Source organism: Ruegeria sp. CL3, from assembly GCF_056536505.1.
Genome location: NZ_JBQFPT010000001.1, coordinates 118241 through 140169 on the forward strand (window position 1 = coordinate 118241; position 21929 = coordinate 140169).

The 21929-nt window shown below is 59.5% G+C and carries 18 protein-coding genes; 7 read left to right on the top strand and 11 right to left on the bottom strand.

Annotated elements, in window-relative coordinates; genetic code table 11:
• Positions 1-126: 126 nt before the first annotated feature.
• Entirely contained in the window at positions 127-366 is a 240-nt protein-coding gene (gene hfq, locus ACR0NO_RS00635) for an RNA chaperone Hfq (protein ID WP_005982826.1), read from the top strand.
• Positions 366-1637, top strand: a complete 1272-nt coding sequence (hflX, locus tag ACR0NO_RS00640) for a GTPase HflX (protein WP_480722631.1) — start codon at positions 366-368, stop codon at positions 1635-1637. The genes hfq and hflX overlap by 1 nt, the downstream gene beginning before the upstream one ends.
• 3 nt (positions 1638-1640) lie before the next feature.
• Here the strand turns inward: hflX and ACR0NO_RS00645 are convergent, their stop codons facing one another.
• The 4 genes from ACR0NO_RS00645 to hemB all read right to left on the bottom strand — a co-directional run bounded on the left by ACR0NO_RS00645 (position 1641) and on the right by hemB (position 6485).
• Positions 1641-2036, bottom strand: coding sequence for an SgcJ/EcaC family oxidoreductase (locus tag ACR0NO_RS00645; RefSeq protein ID WP_480722632.1), 396 nt, complete (start codon positions 2034-2036; stop codon positions 1641-1643).
• Positions 2037-2145: 109 nt separating this feature from the next.
• Positions 2146-4608 carry a penicillin acylase family protein gene (locus ACR0NO_RS00650; protein WP_480722633.1) on the bottom strand — a complete coding sequence of 821 codons (2463 nt, stop codon included), beginning with the start codon at positions 4606-4608 and terminating at the stop codon, positions 2146-2148.
• Between the two features lie 162 nt (positions 4609-4770).
• A complete protein-coding gene (locus ACR0NO_RS00655) occupies positions 4771-5343 on the bottom strand; it encodes a lipid-binding SYLF domain-containing protein (protein ID WP_170373852.1) in 573 nt (190 codons plus the stop codon).
• Positions 5344-5486: 143 nt separating this feature from the next.
• Positions 5487-6485, bottom strand: a complete 999-nt coding sequence (gene hemB / locus ACR0NO_RS00660; RefSeq protein ID WP_480722635.1) for a porphobilinogen synthase — start codon at positions 6483-6485, stop codon at positions 5487-5489.
• Positions 6486-6606: 121 nt separating this feature from the next.
• On the opposite strand from hemB, the gene ACR0NO_RS00665 reads away from it, so the two are divergent.
• Complete coding sequence (locus ACR0NO_RS00665; RefSeq protein WP_170548394.1) at positions 6607-7131, top strand: component of SufBCD complex; 525 nt, start codon at positions 6607-6609, stop codon at positions 7129-7131.
• Positions 7132-7152: 21 nt separating this feature from the next.
• Positions 7153-10614, top strand: a complete 3462-nt coding sequence (mfd, locus tag ACR0NO_RS00670; RefSeq protein WP_480722636.1) for a transcription-repair coupling factor — start codon at positions 7153-7155, stop codon at positions 10612-10614.
• Between the two features lie 132 nt (positions 10615-10746).
• Here the strand turns inward: mfd and ACR0NO_RS00675 are convergent, their stop codons facing one another.
• The 4 genes from ACR0NO_RS00675 to ACR0NO_RS00690 form a co-directional block, all read right to left on the bottom strand.
• Positions 10747-12405, bottom strand: coding sequence for a tetratricopeptide repeat protein (locus tag ACR0NO_RS00675; protein ID WP_480722638.1), 1659 nt, complete (start codon positions 12403-12405; stop codon positions 10747-10749).
• 61 nt (positions 12406-12466) lie between these two features.
• Entirely contained in the window at positions 12467-13675 is a 1209-nt protein-coding gene (locus tag ACR0NO_RS00680; RefSeq protein ID WP_480722639.1) for a multidrug effflux MFS transporter, read from the bottom strand.
• Positions 13676-13753: 78 nt separating this feature from the next.
• Positions 13754-14422, bottom strand: coding sequence for a DsbA family oxidoreductase (locus ACR0NO_RS00685; RefSeq protein WP_480722640.1), 669 nt, complete (start codon positions 14420-14422; stop codon positions 13754-13756).
• Complete coding sequence (locus ACR0NO_RS00690) at positions 14419-15936, bottom strand: class I adenylate-forming enzyme family protein (RefSeq protein WP_480722641.1); 1518 nt, start codon at positions 15934-15936, stop codon at positions 14419-14421. The genes ACR0NO_RS00685 and ACR0NO_RS00690 overlap by 4 nt, the downstream gene beginning before the upstream one ends.
• A gap of 65 nt (positions 15937-16001) precedes the next feature.
• Here ACR0NO_RS00690 and ACR0NO_RS00695 point away from each other — a divergent pair, with 65 nt between their 5' ends.
• The gene (locus tag ACR0NO_RS00695; RefSeq protein WP_170373845.1) at positions 16002-16625 is read left to right on the top strand and encodes a helix-turn-helix domain-containing protein; all 624 of its coding nucleotides are present in this window, start codon (positions 16002-16004) and stop codon (positions 16623-16625) included.
• A 107-nt stretch (positions 16626-16732) separates the two neighbouring features.
• Here ACR0NO_RS00695 and ACR0NO_RS00700 read toward each other — a convergent pair whose 3' ends face one another.
• Positions 16733-16954, bottom strand: coding sequence for a hypothetical protein (locus ACR0NO_RS00700; RefSeq protein ID WP_170458509.1), 222 nt, complete (start codon positions 16952-16954; stop codon positions 16733-16735).
• 296 nt (positions 16955-17250) lie between these two features.
• The gene (locus ACR0NO_RS00705; RefSeq protein WP_480722643.1) at positions 17251-19065 is read right to left on the bottom strand and encodes an extracellular solute-binding protein; all 1815 of its coding nucleotides are present in this window, start codon (positions 19063-19065) and stop codon (positions 17251-17253) included.
• A 286-nt stretch (positions 19066-19351) separates the two neighbouring features.
• Here ACR0NO_RS00705 and ACR0NO_RS00710 point away from each other — a divergent pair, with 286 nt between their 5' ends.
• Complete coding sequence (locus ACR0NO_RS00710) at positions 19352-20125, top strand: 3-hydroxybutyrate dehydrogenase (protein ID WP_480722645.1); 774 nt, start codon at positions 19352-19354, stop codon at positions 20123-20125.
• Between the two features lie 65 nt (positions 20126-20190).
• Positions 20191-21216, top strand: coding sequence for a patatin-like phospholipase family protein (locus ACR0NO_RS00715; protein ID WP_170688744.1), 1026 nt, complete (start codon positions 20191-20193; stop codon positions 21214-21216).
• On the opposite strand, the gene ACR0NO_RS00720 is transcribed toward ACR0NO_RS00715, so the two are convergent.
• The gene (locus ACR0NO_RS00720; RefSeq protein WP_170638604.1) at positions 21217-21894 is read right to left on the bottom strand and encodes a DUF502 domain-containing protein; all 678 of its coding nucleotides are present in this window, start codon (positions 21892-21894) and stop codon (positions 21217-21219) included.
• Positions 21895-21929: the final 35 nt, after the last annotated feature.

Genomic DNA, 21929 nt, shown 5'->3' on the forward strand with positions numbered 1-21929 from the left:
CTGCGCGTGCCCGGCGTTACTGCCTGATTTTTCGTCTGGAATATCTGTGCGCGTCACTCCATAATCTGCCAGAGGGAGCGCGTTGGTCCGCAGCGCGTAGCAAGAACAATGGCGAGTTAATAAAATATGGCTTCGGACAGACAGAATCTGCAGGACGCGTTCCTGAACAATGTACGGAAAGCAAAAGTCCCGGTCACGATTTTCCTGATCAATGGCGTGAAATTGCAGGGTGTGATCACTTGGTTCGACAATTTCTGCGTATTGTTGCGCCGCGACGGACAGTCGCAGTTGGTCTACAAACACGCGATTTCAACCATCATGCCATCGCAGCCGATCAACCTGTATGAGGGCGAAGACGCCTCTTGATGGAACATGAAAGGAAGCGCACCCGAGCTTGGGTGCTGCATCCTGAAATCAAATCAGATGAACAGCGCCGCGTCCCCGGACCCGCGCTGGAAGAGGCGGTGGCACTGGCTGCCGCATTGCCCGATCTGGATGTTATCGGGTCCGAGATCGTGCGCCTGCCGCGCGCCCAACCGGGGCTTCTGTTTGGCAGCGGCAAGATCGACGAGCTGGCTGAACGGTTGCACGATAGCGAGGTCGAACTGGTTCTGATCGACGGCCCCGTGACACCGGTTCAGCAGCGCAATCTTGAGAAAGCCTGGAAGGTCAAGATCCTCGACCGGACGGGTTTGATCCTTGAAATTTTCAGCGACCGCGCCCGCACCCGCGAAGGTGTTTTGCAGGTCGAGATGGCCGCGCTCAGCTATCAGCGCACGCGGCTTGTCCGGGCCTGGACCCACCTGGAACGCCAGCGGGGCGGTTTGGGCTTTGTTGGCGGCCCGGGTGAGACTCAGATCGAGGCCGACCGCCGCGCCATTGACGAGCAACTGGTGCGTTTGCGTCGGCAACTGCAAAAGGTTGTCAAAACACGCACGCTACACCGGGCCGCGCGGGCCAAGGTGCCGTATCCGATCGTGGCGCTTGTCGGCTATACCAACGCGGGCAAATCCACCCTGTTCAATCGCCTGACCGGGGCCGAGGTCATGGCCAAGGACATGCTGTTCGCCACGCTGGACCCAACCATGCGCCGCGTTGTTCTGCCAGACGGCCCCGAGGTGATCCTGTCGGACACGGTGGGTTTCATCTCGAACCTGCCGACCGAGCTGGTCGCTGCGTTCCGGGCAACGCTTGAGGAAGTTCTGGGCGCGGACTTGATCGTGCATGTGCGCGACATCAGCCATGACGAGTCACAAGCGCAGGCCGACGACGTTCAGGCCATCCTCACCTCATTGGGTGTCGATGATGCGCGGCCCATGCTTGAGGTTTGGAACAAGACCGATCTGCTGGACGCCGATGAGCGTGAGGCGGTTTTGGCACGCGCTGACCGCGATCCGTCGATCTTTGCGATCTCGGCCGTGACCGGTGATGGGATCGCGCCTCTGCTGGCTGATATCGCGACAAAACTGCAGGGGGTCCGGCGCGAAACCACTCTCTCGCTGAGCTTCGCCGAAGGCGACAAGCGCGCGTGGCTGTTCCGGCAGGATGTGGTTCGATCTGAAGAGCAAACAGAAGACGGGTTTGAGATCACCGTGCTATGGACCGATAAACAGGCGGCGCAGTTTGCGGGGCTTTGATTGCTAGCTACCGGCGATTTGCCTGTGAAAATCCTCCATATCGAACCAGCCCACTGAAGATTGAACCTTGTGCTCGGGCGTTAGGTCCCATTCTTCCCATCCACGAACCACCACCTGATTACCGGTTTCGGAATGATGCCCTTCCATCGTTTTCACGAAGATCGCGTGTGATCCGGCCCAGCGAAACATATCGCACCGCACTTCGAGGTTGGAAAACTCTGCATGGAAGCCACGCACCATTTCTACGATGGCGTCTCGGCCTTTGTGCGGGTCGCCTCGGTTGATGATGATCTGCCCATCAGGCGCAAAAAAACGTGCGACATCTTCTGCGTCACCGGAGCTCCAGGCGATGGCGTAATCGCGCGCCAGATTGTTCAGGATGTCCCGAATGCTTGCCATGATCGTCCCCCACGGATCCCACATCACCTGGTCGGTGATCCTAGGTCAAAAAGGGAAGGCTTGCCACGAAACCTCGGAATTCGGGGCGAGGAGTCGCCGAATGGGCGGATTATTGCGGGGTGAGCGTGGTAACACCCACCGCAGCGGCCCGGGCGAGATCAATGTCGAGGGACATCGGGATATATTCTCCACGTCGCCACAGCTGCGCCTGATCGTCATAGTAACGAGACAGGAAATGCCCGGACTGGCCGGTTGCGGTGATAAAGACGGAACTGTCGGGATCGGCGAAATCATAGACGCCGCGATAGCCTGCGCCATGCACGTTCAGGAAGGGATCGGGGCCTTCGCCTGAAGTCCGTCCACGCAGCAGCGTGTTGTCGCCTCCGCTAGTCGACTGGCGAATGTTGACGAAGTAGCGCAGGACCGGAACACTCCCGAGGACCGGATGATCATGGGTGGCCTGATGGGCATCGCCCCAGCGCAGGGATTCCAGCGTGGTGCCATAGGTCTCGGCGATCCAGATCAGCGCGTCGTCCAACGCCAGTTCTGCCATGTCCGAGCAGGTTTCGACCGGGGCGCTTTGGCGCACGTCACACCAGACAGACGCGCCATCAATGTCGCGGTAAACCCGTTCGATGAACAGAGGTTCGACATGTTTGAACTCACTGGCGAGCGGGCCGAGTTCATCCCCGATCAGGCGGATCTGCAAAGCGCGTAGCCACGCGGCATAGATCAAAGGCTCCGGCAGATGTTCGTTCATTTCGCCATTCCATTCCGCCAGCAGCGACAGGGCGATCTGGCGCTGACGTTCGGGCGTGCCTTCGGGGGCCGAGGCACCGGTGAACCACAGATCAGCTCCAATCAGCGGTAGAAGCGAGCGCGCGGTGAAGCTGACAGTGTCAAGTTGCGCTTCGATAAAGCTGTCGCGGGTATGGACCTCGCGTGATTGCATCAGCCGTTCCCAGCGGTGAACGCGCTGCGTGTCACCCCACTCGAACGAGACATGGTTGGGAAATGGACGGTCGATAATCTTGTTGTTGGTATTGCCCAGCAGACCACCAGCGGGTGAGGTGAACTCGGGATTTGTGGCGTAGGGCATCCGGCCTTGCCACCGGTTTTCCGCAATCCAGCCGGGAGTTGGAATGCGTCCTTTGCTTTGGTTGAGGCGGTCGCGCTTAGGGATTGCTCCGATCAGTTTCAGGCCAATCGTTTCGGTGTCGACCAGAGACAGGTTCTGCGATGGCGCAATGAATTTCTCTGCGACGTCAATGGCTTCGCGTACGGTATCAGCGTTCATCAGCGCCATTGAGGCGCTCATCGACGTGTCATTCGGGCTGAGTGCGGTCCAGGACAATGATGCGACATGCCCCGGTGGAGTGATCGTTTCCAGATCATAGTGGCTGCCGGGCAGAACCGGGCCATTTTCCGTCCAGCGCAGGATCAGAGTGATGGGGGCTTCGTCCTTGATTTCGATAATCGAAGGACGGCTTTGGAATTCCTTGAACCCGTCGGGGGTCAGGTATTCCTCGGGATTGTCAGGGTTGAGCTGCTCAATATGCAGGTCTTGATCGTCCAGATAAGAGGAGGTCAGGCCCCAGCCCAAACGGTCGCTGCGGCCGCTCATCACGGCGGGGATGCCGGGAATTGTTGCGCCGATCACGCCGCCCTTTGCAAGGTCCAGATGCGCGAGGTACCACACGCCGGGTGCGGTGAACCCCAGATGCGGGTCGTTGGCCAACAGGGTTCCACCACTGGCGGAGCGGGACGGCGCGGCAACCCATGCGTTTGACGCTCCGGCTAAACCACGTTTGGGGAACGGCGACAGCGGCGTATCCGGCATCGGCGTCCCTGCGACATAGCGCGGCAGGCCGGGAAACAACTGGGCATATTCGGGCAGGGCGGCGATACCAGCACCGGGCACATCCGGCAGAATGTCGACCAGCCGCGCCGGATCATCCAGCATCAGCGAGGTGCGGGCGCGCAGAACCTCATCTTTCAGGTGGCCCGACAGCTGCAACCCCATCAGCTTGATCACCGCGAGGCTGTCACCGGGCTGCCAGGGTGAGACCGGGGCGTTGAACAGAAACATCTCGGGCGCGCCGCGGCCCAAAGCCTCTTCGTTGATCTGTGTGAGGCGAGAATTGACACCCGCGGAATAGGCGCGCAGCGCAGCCTTGGTGTAGTCATCCTGCGCCTCGACCGAGCGATGGGCCAAGCCGTAGAGGTCAAGCCGTCGCAGCAGTTTGTCGATGGTAACGGTGCGCGCGCCAAAAACCTCGGACAGGCGGCCCTGTGCGGTGCGGCGCATGACGGTCATCTGCCACAAACGATCCTGCGCGTGTGCATAGCCCAACCCAAAGAACACATCCGGGTCGGTTTCGCCAAGAATATGGGGCACATTCGCCGTGTCGCGAATGATCTCGACCGGGGCAGTGACGCCCTGTACCTCAAGGGTTTGATCGTATTCGGGCAGCGATTGGCTGGCCAGAAAATAGACCAGTCCGATGGCGGCAAGAACCAGCAGGACAAGACCCGTGGTGATGCGTATCAACCAGCGAAAGACAAGAGCCATGGACGTCCCACTTGTATTCGTTCTTCACGTGGCGAGAGGTTACTTCAAGGCCGCCCCGACCGAAAGAGGAACACTGCGGAAACCTGCCTTGAGGTGGCAATGAAAAAGACCCCGCCCCAGATGGGGACGAAGTCTTTCAGAGAGGGGCGTGGTAGTACAAAATCAGGGGATGATGCGGGTGTATTTGATGCCTTCGACGGTCGCGCCGATCTGCAGGCCCGCCTGGCCGAAGATGGCCGCCAAGACCGGGCTGAGCAGGGTGGTCGTATCGGTCGACAACTGGTCACCCTGATCGCTGACCACATAGCCGATATCGGCACCAGCCGTCCAACCGCTGGAACGGCGGAAATCGTTCAGTGCGTCCTCGGTCATGAAGAACAGCACGTGGGCGTATTGCTGGGCGCCGATCTGCAGACCAGCTGTGCCTTTAACGGCCGAGTAATAGTCAACCGTGGCTCCATTGATGCGCAGCGCGCCTTGACCATAGCCGCCGCCGAATACGAACCCGGCCTCTGTGATCAGGGGCATGACCAACATGCCATTGGCTTTTTCAGCGATCTCGACCGTGTTGGGGTAGCGGGCAAACATCTCGGTCAGTGTTGCGTCGACACGGGCGTCGAGGGTGGCTGCGTTCGAGTTACCGACGCCGTTGCCGCAGGCTGCAGTCAGGGTCAGACCTGCCATGCCCAAGGCAAAGCCGCGACGGTTCAGTCGGGGAAGGGTGGAACTGCTCATGGTTTTTTATCTCTGTAACTGTGCCTGATATGTCGGGTGTTCCCGATCTTATGTGCAAGAATACGCCGATTGGCCCTGCATGTCACGACAAAGCTGCCGCGACCCGCGAAACAATCGGCGAAAAATCGCGAGGTGTCGGGGTTTTAGCCTTGAAGAACCCGTGCGACGTGCGGCGCGAAATAGGTCAGGATTCCGTCGCAACCTGCGCGTTTGAACGCCAGCAGACTTTCCAGCATCACCTTGTCGCCGTTGATCCACCCGTTCTGCGCGGCCGCCTGGATCATCGCGTATTCGCCCGAGACCTGATAGGCGTAGGTGGGCGCACCAAACGTGTCTTTCACGCGGCGGCAGATATCCAGATAGGGCATGCCCGGCTTGATCATCACCATATCGGCCCCTTCGGTCAGGTCGCGCTCGATCAAGCGCAGGGCCTCGTTCGAATTTCCAGGGTCCATCTGATAGGTTTTCTTGTCGCCGGTCAGGGCGCCAGAGGCACCAACCGCATCGCGGAACGGGCCGTAAAAGGCGCTGGCATATTTCGCGGCATAGCTTAGGATCATCACGTTGTGATGACCCGCCGCCTCAAGCGCCGAGCGCATCGCGCTGATCCGGCCATCCATCATGTCTGACGGACCAATGATATCGGCCCCGGCCTCGGCCTGCGCGAGGGTCATCTTGACCAGCGCCTCAACGGTCTGGTCATTCACGATCTCGCCATCCACTACATAGCCGTCATGGCCGTTGATATTGTACGGATCCAGCGCAACATCGGTCATGACTGCGATATCCGGCGCCACGGCCTTGATAGCACGTATCGCGCGGTTCGAGAGGTTGTCAGGGCTCCAGGCCTCGGCGCAATCCTCGGTCTTGAGCGACGCATCAGTATAGGGAAAGATGCAGATCGCGGGGATTCCAAGGGCTTGCGCTTCGACCGCTGATTTGGCAATCAAGTCGACCGACCGCCGCAACACGCCGGGCATCGAGGGCACGGGCTCTTCAATACCTTCTCCATCGCGCACGAAAACCGGCCAGATTAGATCGTCGGTGGTCAGCGTATGCTCACGCACCAGCCCGCGGATCGCATCGGACTGACGCGCCCGGCGAAATCGGGTTTGGGGGTAGGGGGCGATGGTCGGTTTCATGGCGCGTCCTCCTTGAACATTGCCGCATTGGGTGGCATGAATCCGCCAAGGGCTCAAGGGCATCAATGGACGCGCCATCGCGACAGACCCCCCCCTGAGGATTGTGAATAAAGGGCTGCGTTTGGACTGGTACGCTAAGATTTTCGAACTCATCGACATGCGCAGCTTTTCGAATCTGTGGTTCTGGATTGTTCTGGCGGTGATCTGGTCTTCGGCCAGTCACTGGTCGATGGGGGTACCCTACGACATGGTAGTCCGCGCCCGCCGGGTCGGCGGCCAGCTTGAGGTCGACCTGCTGGACATCGTGCGCATCAACACCAACCGTATGCTTTATTATGTCGAGGTGTCGGGCATGGTGATGTTGGCAATGGCCTGTTTCGTCTTTACCGCACTGGCGACGCTCGGCTTTTATTATTGGGTCGAGTTTGCACAGGCCGTGTTCCTACTGTTGTTTCCCCTGGTGATCGTGACCTTCATCAACATCTTTCACGCACGCCGTTTGCGGCGGCACGAGCTGACTTTGGAGCGCGTCTCCAAGACGCTGTCACGATGCCGCCTGTATACGCAGATCATCGGCATGATCTCGATACTGGTCACTTCGATGTGGGGCATGTATCAGAACCTTTCAATCGGCGTTCTGGGATAGCGAAATCTGAAAGGGTCAGGGATGAAGGCTCCGAACCACGTGACAGTCGGCGGCGCCCCCGAAGGGTATGATGCACAGCTTGTCCTGAACGAGATCGCGCGTTCTGGTGGGCCGGTTTGCCATGTGGCACGAGATGACAAGCGGCTTGAGGGGATGCGTGCAGCACTTGCGTTCTTTGCCCCTGATGTGCCGGTTTTCGTTTTCCCCGGTTGGGATTGTCTGCCCTATGACCGGGTCTCGCCCAACGCGGATATCGCCGCAGCGCGGGTGGCGACGCTAGCAGCGCTGGTCCACCAGATGCCCGAGCGTTTCGTGCTGCTGACCACACTGAATGCCGCGACCCAACGCGTGCCTGCGCGCGAGGTTCTGCGCGAGGCTGCCTTTACCGCTCGCGTCACCCAACGCGTGGACGAAGACGCCCTGCGCAAGTTCCTGGTGCGGATGGGGTTCACCCAAAGCCCGACCGTGATGGAGCCCGGAGACTACGCGATCCGGGGCGGGATCATCGACATCTTCCCTCCGGGCGAATCCGGCCCCGTCCGACTGGACCTGTTCGGAGACGTTCTGGACGGCGCGCGCCGCTTTGACCCGGTCTCGCAACGCACCACCGAAAAGCTGGAAGTGGTCGAGCTCGCCCCCGTTTCCGAGGTCATTCTGGACGAGGCCGCCATCACCCGATTCCGTCAGAACTATCGCATCGAATTCGGCGCGGCGGGCACGGATGATCCGCTCTACGAGGCCGTCAGTGCGGGCCGAAAACATCAGGGCATCGAACACTGGCTGCCTTTTTTCCACGAAAATCTGGAAACCCTGTTCGACTATCTGCCGGAGGCGACGATTTCTCTGGATGATCAGGTCTCACCCGCGCGTCTGGCGCGGTGGGACACGATTGCCGACCAGTATGAGACACGGCGGTTGGCGCTGGAAAACCGCTCGCGCATGGACACGGTCTACAAGCCGACACCGCCCGGTTTGCTCTATCTCGATGACGCGGCGTGGGATCAGGCCGTGGGCGATCGGCGCGTGCTGCAATTCAGCCCTTTGCCACAGGCCAGCGGACCCGGCGTGATCGACGCGGGGGGGCGGATCGGGCGGAACTTTGCGCCTGAGCGTCAGCAGGAAAGCATCAGCCTGTTTGGCGCTTTAGCAGACCACATCAAGGGCAAGCTGGACAAGGGGCCGGTACTGATCGCGTCCTATTCCGAAGGCGCGCGCGAACGTTTGACCGGTTTGATCGAAGACGAAGGTCTGGCCGAGGCGATCCCGGTCACAGACGGCACGCGTATCGGCAAAAGGGGCCTCCATCTGGCGGTCTGGGCCTTGGAACATGGGTTTGAGACGGCGGATCTGACCGTGATCGCTGAACAGGACGTGCTGGGCGACCGCCTGATCCGCCAGCCCAAGAAACGCCGTAAGGCCGAGAACTTCCTGACCGAAACCCAATCCCTCAGCCCCGGCGATCTGGTGGTGCATGTGGACCACGGCATCGGCCGCTACATGGGGATGGAGGTCGTTACCGCCGCAGGCGCGGCGCATGAGTGCCTGCTGTTGGAATATGCCGAAGCGGCCAAGCTGTACCTGCCGGTCGAGAATATCGAGCTGCTGTCGAAATACGGCCATGACGAAGGGCTGCTGGACCGTCTGGGCGGCGGCGCGTGGCAGGCGAAAAAGGCCAAACTGAAAGAGCGCATCCGCGAGATGGCGGATAAGCTGATCCGAATCGCGGCCGAACGCGCCCTGCGCAAAGCGCCCGTTATGGACCCACCGCCCCACGCATGGGAGGAGTTCAGCGCGCGCTTCCCCTATCAGGAAACGGACGATCAGTTGCGGGCGATCTCGGAAGTCATGGAGGACATGCATTCCGGCGCGCCAATGGATCGTCTGATCTGTGGGGATGTCGGCTTTGGCAAGACCGAGGTCGCCATGCGCGCGGCCTTTGTCGCCGCCATGTCAGGCGTGCAGGTGGCCGTCGTTGCGCCGACCACTCTGCTCGCTCGTCAACACGCAGCCTCGTTCAAGGAACGCTTCCGAGGCTTCCCTCTTGAGGTCCGGCAGCTATCGCGTTTTGTTTCGGCGAAAGAGGCGCAACAGACTCGAGACGGGCTGGCGCGCGGGACAGTCGATATTGTGATCGGCACCCATGCTCTGCTGGCGAAAGGCGTGCGATTCAACAACCTCGGCCTGCTGATCATCGACGAGGAACAGCATTTCGGCGTTGGCCACAAAGAGCGCCTGAAACAACTGCGCTCTGACATCCACGTCCTGACCCTGACCGCCACTCCGATCCCTCGGACGCTGCAACTGTCACTCACCGGAGTGCGCGACCTGTCAATCATCGGCACGCCCCCCATCGACCGTCTGGCCATCCGCACCTATGTCAGCGAGTTCGACGCGGTGACGATCCGCGAGGCTTTGCTGCGCGAACACTATCGCGGCGGGCAGAGCTTCTATGTGGTACCACGCATCTCGGACCTGCCCGAGATCGAAGAAATCCTGAAAGAACAACTGCCAGAGCTGACTTACGTCGTTGCCCACGGTCAGATGGCAGCGGGTGAACTCGATGACCGTATGAATGCGTTCTACGACGGAAAATATGACGTGCTTCTTGCAACGACGATTGTGGAAAGCGGTTTGGATATTCCTACGGCCAACACAATGGTCGTACACCGGGCCGATATGTTCGGCCTCGCGCAGCTCTATCAGATCCGAGGCCGGGTCGGGCGGTCAAAAACCCGCGCCTATGCCTACCTCACAACCAAGCCGCGCCAGAAACTGACCGCCACCGCCGAAAAGCGCCTGCGTGTTTTGGGGTCGCTTGATACGCTGGGGGCCGGGTTCACGCTGGCCAGCCAAGACCTCGACATTCGTGGGGCTGGCAATCTGTTGGGCGAAGAGCAATCCGGCCAGATGCGCGATGTGGGGTATGAGCTTTACCAGTCGATGCTGGAAGAGGCGATTGCCAAGATCAAAGCCGGTGAGATGGAGGGGCTCTCGGACGCCGATGACCAATGGGCGCCTCAGATCAATCTGGGTGTTCCGGTCCTGATTCCCGAAGATTACGTTCCCGACCTGGATGTGCGTTTGGGCCTCTACCGCCGCCTGTCGTCGCTCTCGACCAAGGTGGAACTCGAAGGGTTCGCCGCCGAACTGATTGACCGGTTCGGCGCCTTGCCGAAAGAGGTGAATACCCTGATGCTGGTCGTCCGCATCAAGGCCATGTGCAAGCGCGCGGGTATTGCAAAACTGGATGGCGGGCCGAAAGGCGCGACGATTCAGTTTCACAATGACAAATTCGCTTCGCCCCAAGGGCTGGTCGAATTCATCCAGAACCAGCGCGGCATGGCGAAGGTCAAAGACAACAAAATCGTTGTGCGGCGCGACTGGAAGAAAGATAGCGACAAGATCAAAGGCGCGTTTGCGATTGCCCGCGACCTCGCTGAAAAAGTAGTGGCCGAAAGAAAAAAGGCCAAGACAGGCGGATAGCGGGGAAGGGGGCGCTGCCCCCGCCGCGGTGAGCCGCGACTCCCCCGAGGTATTTCCGGCTAGATGAAGCAGGCGATCCGGACTTCATCTGGCTAAAAATACCTTCGACGGAGGCATCGCGCGCAGCGCGATTCAGCCCTGCATGGCGGACTGGGCGCAGAAACAGGATGCAGCCACTGCGCGGTCGGCCCTTGCCAGGGCCAAGTCCAGCCTCTGTTTGATCTGAGGTAGCTCAATCGTATCACCGCGGGCTTTCAGGCAATCGTGCAGGCCCTTCAAACTCCAGATATTGTCCGGATGGATCGAAGCGCGGCTGAGGGTTCCGCCAAGGCCCAGATCTTCTCGGTATACGGTTTCCGCCTCGGTCAAATAGCCTTGTTCGAAGAGCAGCGCGCCCAACGCATGGCGGGTGGGCTGCATCCATCCCCAAGGCTCGTCGTAGGGCAAGGTGTCATCCAGTTCGACAGATCGGCGCAGGTGGGCGAATGCCAGATTATAGTTCGCCTTTCGGTATTCGATCTCACCGCGCAGCATTTCGGTCGCGATCTCCAGCAGGTCGATGACGCGGTTGTTGTGCAATCGCCGAACCTCGGGCACACGGGCTTTGGCTTTGAGGAACAGCTTCTCCTCGGCTTCGGCGTTGGGCACATCGCCGGTCGCGGCATGAGCAAGCGCGCGGGCGTAGTGAGTTGTTGCCGTCAGCGTGCGGTACAGGTCAGGGTCGTCGGGTAGCGCCAGCGCTTTTGCCTCCTCCCATCGCCCAAAGCGGATCAGGATGTGAGGCTCCATCGACATATAGCTTTCGAAGAAATCCGCCATGGGCGGGCTCTCGATGCGCAACATCTCTTCGGGGGTCGTGTCCCAAATACCTTGGTTGGCCCGCAGGGCCGGTTCGATCTGGCCCAGAAACATCGCGCCATAGATGGTGAAATGATAGTTGTGCTGGCGGTAGCCTGTGTAGATGTTGAACGCCCCTTCACGCTCATAATATTTCAGGTCAGCTTCCGAGGCTTTCTGGTTCCAATGCACCACGTTCTGATAGTGGCCGCAGAGGATATCTATATGCGTCGGCATATGAACAAGGTGGCCTGCATCCGGGACCAGAGTGCGCAGGATATCGCCCGCTTTGAGAGCTTTTTCGGGTGTTGGGGACATCTCCATCAGGTGGACATAGAGGTGCAGAAGGCCGGGATGAGACATGGCGTCGGGGTCGTTCTGCATGGCCCATTCCAGCGCCTCTTGCGCCTCAAGCGTGGCGGCCCCTTCGGCGGGCTGCCCAGTCGACAGGTCCCACATTTTCCACGGCGTCAGATTAAGCAGCGCTTCGACATAGATTGTGCGCAGGTCCAGATGGTCGGGCTGAGCCGTGAAGGCCGCGCGCATCGCGTCGGCGAAATCATAGTCCCAATCATGCATGCCCTCGGTCGTGTCGCGCTGCGGATACCGGGACGGAAGGGCGTGGATCAGAGCCTTTTCCACCTCGGTACAGCCATCGGTTAGGCTCAGTGCCTCTTGCGTGGCGTCAAAGGCCTTTGTTAGGGCTTTCTGCCGTCCTCGGTCGTCTTGCAAATCCCACGGCAGGTTGTAGTTCGGGCCAGCCGCGTAAGCGACGCCCCAATGCGCCATGGCGCAGTTCGGGTCATGTTCGACTGCTTTCTCAAAGCAGGCGACGGCCTCATCATGGTTGTAGCCATAGGTCCAGACCAGCCCTCGGTCGAACCAGAGTTGGGCGTCGGCGGATGCTGTTGAAACAAGGCAGGAATAGGTGCCCAGATCGTAATATTCACTCATAACTGACCCTCCGCCATGTTGGTCGGGACAGCGTAGCGCGTTTGATCCGGGCTGAAAATCCTCAGGCGAGCAGTCTGTTTTCGATGCGGCCCATGTGGATCATCAGGCCAAAGGCCAGGATACACATGGTTAGAATGCCCGTGGTCAATGGCAGGATCGAGCCGTTAAATAGCAGCCCGACCGGTGCAGCAATGGCCGCGGCTAGCACTGTCGAGACCGAGCCGATGACAGAGGCGGCCATTCCGGCGATATGCCCCATCGGCTCCATCGCGATGGCGTTCAGGTTGCCCATGGTGACACCGGCCATGAAGAATACGGTGGTTTGCCAAGCCACGAACAGGCCAAACGACGCGTCGGGCGACAGCGGGAAGGAATTGGCCACGATCACCAGCGCCGTGATGCCAATCTGCGCCCCGAGCGCCCATGTTACCATGCGTCGCATGCCAACGCGCACCACGAGGGCTGCATTCAACACACTGGCCGATCCGGACATCAGTGCGACGAACCCGAACCAGAACGGAAAGCTCTCGGCCCGGTCGTGGATGACGTCGTATACGGGCTGAACCATGGTCAGCATGGTGAACAAAATCCCCATGCACAGGGTTTGCACCATGATCGACAGGCGCACAGTCGGGTGGGCGAACATCTCTTTCGTTGCGGCGACCATCAGTGGAAGGCGGAAGGGGCGACGGTTCTCGACTGCCAGCGACTCGGGCAAGCGGGTTCCCATCCAGACGCAGACGATCACGGCGAACAGAATGAAGGACATAAAGATACCGCGCCAGCCGAACAGGGCGATCACTCCGGCCCCCAACATGGGCGCCACGGCAGGTACAAGCGTGAACAGCAGCATCGCTATCGAGATGATGCGCGCCATGATCCGGCCCGAATACAAATCGCGGATGACCGCCATAGCCACAACACGTGGACCCGCAGCACCAAGCCCCTGCGCGACTCGGGCGGCCAGAACCAGCTCAAGCGAGGAACTGGCCCAGGCCACGGCCGAGGCCGCAATATAGAGAGCGATGCCGCCATAGATGACCGGTTTGCGGCCAAACGCATCCGACAAGGGGCCGGTGAAAAACGTACCAATCCCCATACCAAGTACGAAAGACGTCAGGATCAGCTGCGCGCGATTGACATCATCCGGGCTGAGCTGCGCGCCGATCTCGGGTAGGGCGGGCAGCATCGAGTCGATCGAAAAGGCGATGGTCGAGAACATCATTGCGATCAGCGCAATGAACTCTCCACGAGACATGCGGTTGGTCATGGGGACTCCTTACCTGATCGCGCTATCACGACGGATCAGGTTGCGCCAGACCGGAATTTTGCACAGACCTCTGTGCTTCTATGCAGAGGAGGCCTCAAGTTGAGACATGATTTCTCCGATCACTTTCTCCCACATTTCAGGGGGTTGCGCGCCCGGAACGGCATGTTGGTTGGCAACAATGAAGGTTGGGACCGAGCTGACGCCCATCTCGCGTGAGTGGGTGTCGCGGTTGCGGATATCCTCTCGGTCGGCGTCAGATTTCAGCAGTTTCATCACCACCGCCGCGTCCATGCCTGCGCTATCGGCGATATCGGACAGGACCTCAGGGTCGCCGATATCGCGGGCCTGAACGAAGTAAGCGTCGAACAGAGCATCGACGACGGCATTTTGCTTGCCCTCGATCCCGGCCCAGTGGATCAGGCGATGTGCGTTCAGCGTGTTCGGCGTGCGCTTCATCCCCTCAAAGTCGATCTTGAGGCCCGCATTCTCTGCATGTTCGACCACGGGCGCATAGGCGCGCACCGCACCGTCCTTGCCGCCGAATTTCCGTTCCAGATATTCGCGCCGATCCATGCCGGCATCGGGCATGTCGGGGTTCAGCTGGAATGGGTGCCACTCGATCACAAACGGATGCTCCGGAACCTTTGCCAAGGCTTTGTCCAGATGGGTTTTGCCGATGTAGCACCATGGGCAGATCGGATCGGACAGGATATCAAGCTTGACGGTCTGGGTGTCTGTTTGGCTCATGGGGTGGACGCCTTGAAATAGGCCGGCAACGCGCGGCGCAGGAGTTTGCCGTTGCCGCCGGTTGGCAACTCGGGAAGGTGAACGAAGGCGCGCGGCTGTTTGTAACGCGCCAGATTGGCTTGGACATAGGCGTGCAGAGCGTCTTCGTCCAGTCTATCGGGGCCGGAGTAGAAGGCCGCTATCACAAATGTGTCCTGTTTAACCTCGACGGCTGCGGCTCCGACCTGAGTGATGCCGGGATAGCGGGATAGGACGGATTCGACCTCAACCGGCGAGACGCGGTAGCCGCCTGCGTTCATCATGTCATCGTCGCGCCCCAGATAGGTGATCTGCCCATCGACGGCCATGGCGCCCTGATCGCCGGTCAGGAACCAGTCGCCTTGCAGTCGGGCGGCGGCCTCGTCGGCGGCGTTCAGATAGGTCAGCATCAGGCCGGGGTCAGAGCGGTGAATGGCGATGGTCCCCTCGGTCCCTTGCGGCACAGGCCCCTCCGGCCCGAGGATCGCGACACGGCGGCCCGGTTGCGGCTGTCCAAGGGAATCTCCACGCGCAGGATGGGTTGGGCTGGACGAGATGAAGGTCGAACATTCAGACATGCCGAACGCTTCGTAAAGCTCCGTTCCTGTGGCCGTTTCCCATTGGGCATGCAGCGACCGAGACAACTTTTCCCCGGCGCATAGGCCGTGGCGCAGATCGGGGAGTTCGATCCGATCCGTACCGGACAGCATCTTGCGGAAAACACCCGGTGCTGCGGCAAAGATTGTCGCGCGGTTCTGGCGCAGCATTTGCGGCAGCTGAGACATATCTGTGCCGGGTTCAGGGATCAGGGCCGAAGCTCCGATCGTCCACGGATCCATAAGCCCGGTGCCCAGCGTATACGTCCAATTGAACGCACCCGCGTGGCAAAGGCGGTCCTGCTCGGTCAGGCCGTACCAGCCGTCGACCATCATCTGACGCGCCCAGATCGCACGGTGAGCATGGGCGACAGCGCGGGGCTTGCCCGAGGTGCCCGAGGTATAGACCACATAGGCCAGACGTTCGGGGTCGCCCATGTCGAACGATGCGGGCGGTAAGTCATGCATGGCGATCAGGTCGTCCAGATGGATCTGATTGTGGTGTTCGGCACAAGCCACAGAGGGGTCGCGCAAGATGGCGGCGGGCGAAAGCTCCGCGATGATCCGCGAGGTTTCCGGCTCGGTCAGTTGCGATGAGGTCGGAACAGGAACGATACCGACGGCGATAGCTCCAAGGTAGGCGATGGGAAACTCAACGGTGTTTCCAAGACGCATCAACACGATGTCCCCGGGGTGAAGTCCGGCCTGCAACAGGCCCTGACCCGTTCCCAGAACGGCGGCTTTCAATGCGCGATAGCTCCAGTCTTCGGATCCGTTTTGGCGCAACACGGACAGAGCGGTTTTATCGGCCAACTCATCCGCCTTGCCCAGCACATGAGCGGCCAGATTGAACGGGGTCGGGCAGGGCGTCGGTGGCCCCTGATCGAAGGTTGAAAGCATGGCAACTGGCTAACCCGGCCCATGGCGCGTTGCAAGCGCGGCTTGTGCACCCTATAGACGAAGGCATGAGTACCCAAGATCCCAAATCCCTGATCCGCATTGCCCGCGATGCAGGCGAACACACGGAACCCGAGCCTTTGGACCTGGGCGCCCGCGTGCGCGAATTGCGCAAGGCGCGCAACTGGACGCTGGAGCAGGCGGCCTCGCAGGCCGGTCTGGCGCGTTCTACGCTCAGCAAGATCGAAAATGGCCAGATGTCGCCCACGTACGATGCGCTGAAAAAGCTGGCCATCGGGTTGGAGATCTCGGTGCCTCAGCTCTTCACCCCGCCGCAGCGTGAGCAGGTGATTGGCCGTATGGCCGTGACCCGGTCTGGCGAAGGGGCTGCACATGCCACCGCCACATATGAACATGAGTTGCTGGCCGAAACCCTGACCAAAAAGCAGATGCTACCCTATCGCGCCCGCGTCCGCGCCCGTTCGATGGATGAGTTCGAAGGTTGGGTGCGTCACGACGGGGAGGAGTTTATGTACGTCCTGACCGGCGTCGTGCGGTTGTACACCGAGTTCTACGAACCAGTGGAGATGCGCCGGGGCGACAGCGCCTATTACGACGGCAGCATGGGGCATAATGTGATTTCGGTCAGCGATGAGGATGCGACCATCCTCTGGGTGACATCACTCGCCTAAAACGTTTCGGGTTTTACCTGAAGTATCATGTGGCGCGAATGTGCCCCCGAACGCTGAAAGCGTGGCAGGGTATTTGTGTCGCAGGTTTAATCCGAAGCGATACAGGATCAGTTCAATTCGCGGTTCAGCGATTCCGTGAACAGGAAATCCTCGACCTCTTCGTGGGCTTCATTGACGGTCAGGTGATGGCGTTCGGCCAGATAGGCCTCGAACTGTTTGCGATCCTTGCCGACACGCGGCATATCCTGGTCCCTCAGGTTGGGAAAACGGCGTTTCGCGCGGGCGTAGCACGCGTTCCAGTCTTGTGTCAGATCGGTCCAGTTCAGCATCTGCGAGCTTTCCTTCTTCGGGTTTCAGGACGGCTCTCCCCTATGAACAGCGTACGGACGAGTTGACGCAGCGGAAGACATGACAAGATGTCGCACCCCTGGCCTGATCAGAATTATGCCGATCAGAGTCAGGTTTACGCGGCGGGTTTGGCGCAAAATCCGGTGAAATGCCCATATATAGGGGCGCTTTGCGCTATGAGCTCATGATTTTGTTCATCGCGGAATGTGCCAGTTTTTGCCGATCTCCACGTGCATAAGGTGTCAGGTCCGGTGCGTTACACCCTATGCGCGTGGTTCTAATCGGCGTACCACCAGACCTCGGGCATGTATTGCGGGCCATCGCCGTAGATCGGCAGGGCCTCGGGGTATTTCAGCGTATTGACATGGGCAATGCGGCCGACGTCAAAGCTCCAGATCGGGATCACGTATCGGCCCGCTGTCAGGACCCGGTCGAGGGCGCGGGTGGCTGCCACAAAATCCTCGCGGCTTTCCGAAGCCAGCATAGCGTCGATCAGGCCGTCCACTGCCGGTGAGGCGACGCCCATCAGGTTGCGTGTGCCCTGCGCATCGGCGGATTCGCTGCCCCAATAGAGGCGCTGTTCATTGCCCGGTGACAGGGACAGGGCACGGCGGAACGGGGTCATATCGAAATCCAGCTCGGACACCCGCCCGGTATATTGCGCATTGTCGACACGTTCGGTCGTGACCTGAATGCCCAGACGTTCCAACGCACGGGTGTAGATCTCGACCGCTGTCTGCATCTCACCATCGCCCTGTTGCAACAGAACGGTGATCTGGAACGGTTCACCCGCCGCATTGCGCAGCACGCCTTCCTGAATGGTCCAACCGGCCTCGGCCAGCAGTTTTGCCGCTTGCCGTAGGTTCGCGCGGTTTCGGGCTGAACCGTCGCCCTCGGGTGGGGCGTAGCCTTCAAGCGTTCCGGGGATCAGGTCTGCGCTATAGGGCGCCAACAGGTCCGCAACGCGCCCCGTCGCGGGTCCCGGTTGCATCGCCAGATCAGAGCCGGAGAAATAGGATGAGATCCGCGACTGCGCGCCGCCGGTGATCGTGTCATTGATGAATTCGAAGTTGAACGCCAGCATCAGGGCTTCACGCACGCGCCAGTCATCGAACGGAGTTTTGCGGGTATTCATCACCAGCCCGGTCATGCCCGAGGGTTTGCCATGCGGAATCTCGGTCTTGATCACATCGCCGCGCTGAACAGCGGGGAAACTGTACTGCGTGTCCCATTTGTCGGCGTTGAACTCGCGCATGGCCGAAAGCTCTCCGGCTTTGAAGGCTTCGAACAGAACGGTGGCATCGCCGTAGAATTCGATCCGGATGTCATCGAAATTCATCGTGCCACGGCGAAACGGAACATCAGCGCCCCAATAGTCCGGATTTCGACGCAGGTTCACGTAGCGACCGGCCTCGTAATCTTCGACCACATAGGGTCCGCTTCCGACAGGAACGTCGTGCAGCTGCGCTTCGGCAAAATCCTTCCCGCCCCATTGGGCTTTCTGAAGGATCGGACGCAGGCCTACGATCAATGCAAGTTCGCGGTCAGCTTCGTTAAAGCTGATCCGGACCGAACGCGGACCGGTCTGTTCGATACTGTCGATCTTGGACCAGAGACCGCGATAGCGCAGATGCCCTTCGGTCCCGAGGGTTTGAAAAGACCAGATCACGTCGTCAACTGTGACCGGGGTGCCGTCGGAGAATCGAGCCTCGTCCCGGAGGGTAAATTCCACCCATGACCGGTCTGGCGCAGTCTCAACCGATTCGGCTAACAGCCCGTAAAGAGTGAAAGGTTCGTCCCAGGAGCGGCCCATCAGGCTCTCGTGGGTCCAAAATCTTAACTGCCACGGAGTGGTGCCTTTTTGCACAAACGGGTTCAAGCTGTTAAAGCCGCCGGTGTTTCCGAAAACGACTTTGCCACCTTTGGGCGCCTCCGGGTTCGCATAGGGTAGAGACACAAAATCCGGTGGTAAGGCCGGGTCGCCATACATAGCTATGCCATGAGTCGATTCTGCTTGTGCCAAAGAGGACGCAAAAAGCAGGGCGATTCCCGCTGCCAAACCACGAAGCGGGTGTGAAAAATACGGGCTCATTTTGGAAACAATCCTGCTCTGGCCTTATTTTGTTGGGATTCATCGTAGCGATGATTTTTCTTGTTTTCAAACTTTTAGCTTGGACGAAAGCACAGAATTGCTTATAAAGGTCTCACTGCTCGATAGGTTTCTTGCCTGTATGAAACCTGCCTCAATAACTTAACGCCCGCTTCGTGCGGGCGTTTTTTTTGGCAGATTTGCAGCTACTCATTCTGCAGTTCCCCGTTTTCTTTGCAGGTGCAGCATGGCACTCTGCGTGGCAGGTGAACTCAGAGGGAATGCAGTCATGAGCCTTTCGGGAAAAACGGCAATCATCACAGGATCAAATTCGGGCATCGGTCTAGGCATCGCGCGCGAGCTGGCAAAGGCCGGAGCTGATGTGGTTCTGAACTCGTTCACAGATCGCGATGAAGATCACGCGTTGGCGGAAGAGATTTCGAAAGAGACCGGTACACGCGCGCGCTACATTCAGGCTGATATGTCCAAGGGCGACGAATGTCGCGCCCTGATCGAAAAGGCTGGCACCTGCGATATTCTGGTGAACAATGCGGGTATTCAACATGTGTCGCCAATTGACCAGTTCCCGATCGACAAATGGGACGCGATCATTGCGATCAATATGAACTCGGCCTTCCATACAACCGCAGCCGCCTTGCCGTTGATGCGCGCGAGTGGGTGGGGGCGCGTCGTGAACATCGCCTCAGCCCATGGTTTGACGGCCTCTCCGTTTAAAGCGGCCTATGTGGCGGCCAAGCATGGTGTTGTTGGCATGACCAAGGCCGTCGCATTGGAAACCGCACAAGAGCCGATCACCTGCAATGCAGTTTGTCCGGGCTATGTGCTAACCCCTCTGGTCGAAGCGCAGATTCCTGACACGATGAAGGAATACAGCATGAGCCGTGAGGACGTGATCAAGAACGTCATGCTGGAGCGGCAACCGTCCAAGGAGTTCGCCACGGTCGAGCAATTGGGCGGAACGGTTCAGTTCCTCTGTTCGGATGCCGCGGCTCAGATCACCGGCACGACGATCTCGGTCGATGGCGGCTGGACGGCTTTGTGAGCTTGCATGGGGGCTCTGCCCCCATACCCTCGGGTTATTTTTTGGCTAGATGAAGAGGCGGAACCATGAAGCGGATCAATCTGGCTTTGCAGGGTGGTGGAGCGCATGGAGCGTTCACTTGGGGTGTCCTCGACCGGCTTCTGGATGAAGAGGATATAGAGGTTGCGGCGATCACCGGAACCTCGGCCGGGGCTTTGAACGGGGCTGCGTTCAAGTCCGGTATGGTTGCAAACGGGCGTGAGGGCGCGCGGGCCCGGCTGGACGGATTGTGGAAACGCATGGGGGCTCTTGGCGATATGCGAATTGCCAACTGGTTCAGGGGGCTGGAGCCGGCGAGCATCGCGCAGGCGATGGAGTATTCGCTGCCTTACTCTATTGGAGATGCGTGGTCCCGGATGGTGTCGCCCTATGCCTATGGTCCGTTCTATTCGAACCCGCTGGAATCCGTGGTGGATCGGTTCAACTTTGATGAGGTATGTGCCGATCAGGGGCCACGTCTGTTTGTGTGCGCCACTTGCGTGCGCAGCGGCAAGATCCGTGTGTTTACGGGCGATGAGATCTCGACAAATGCGATTTTGGCTTCGGCCTGTTTGCCCACGCTGTTCAAAGCGGTTGAGATCTACGACCCCGAAACCGACAGGACGGAGGCCTATTGGGATGGTGGCTATACCGGCAACCCGGCGCTGTACCCGTTGTTCGAGGACGACCTGCCGGATGACGTCGTGATCGTGAATATCAACCCTCTGGAACGGGACGAGTTGCCGGTTACGCCGCAGCAAATCCAGAACCGGATTAATGAGATCAGCTTTAACTCGTCCCTGTTCCGCGAGCTGAGGGCGATCAATTTCGTTCAGCGATTGCTGGAAGAGGGTAAGCTGAAAGCCGGTGAGATGAGCCGTGTGCTGGTTCACATGATTGCGGATAATGAGCTGATGAACAGCTTGTCTGTGGCGACAAAAACGGTGCCCAATCCGGTGATCCTGCATAAATTGAAGCACGCGGGTCGCGACGCGGCAGATGGGTTTCTGGCGCGTCACAAAGATGATCTTGGACAGCACAGTACCGTCGATCTGCCCGCGATGTTCGGCTGATTACTCGGGCGGCTGCGTCGGGTCTTTTTCGTTGGGATAGACTAGACCGGCCGAGATTACGAGCTTTGCGGCCTCTTCAATCGACATGTCCAGCAGGATCACATCTTCTTCCGGGAAAAATAACAGAAAGCCGGAGGTTGGGTTGGGCGTTGTCGGGATGAAGATGCTCAGGAGGTTGCCGCCGGTTTCGGCGCGATTGCTAACCTCACCCCTTGCCGTGGTCGAAACGAACCCGATGGCCCAGATGCCACGGCGTGGATATTGCACCAAGCAGGCTTTCTCGAAAGAACGTTCGGTCTGCGCGAACACCGTCTCCGAGATCTGTTTGATCCCGGAATAGATCGAGCGGACGATCGGCATCCGATCGACGAGGCTCTCGGTGAACGAAATGAAAGACCGGCCCAGAATGCCTTTGGCAATCCAGCCGACTAGAACGGTGAACACCAGGAAGATGATGACGCCGACGCCTCGCAGGTTGATGCCCACATATTCCTCGGGGCGGAACTGCTGCGGCACCAGCGGCAGAACGGCGCTGTCGATCCAGCCCACGACGGACCAGATCAACCAGATTGTCAGCCAAACGGGCGCAATGACAACAATACCCGTCAGAAAAGACCCGCGCAGGCGCGAGAACAGGCCGGGGCGGCGATGTGGTTCTTCGTCAAACGGTGTGTTCATTACAGGTCCGAGTGGTTTGCAAAACTACCTAAGCA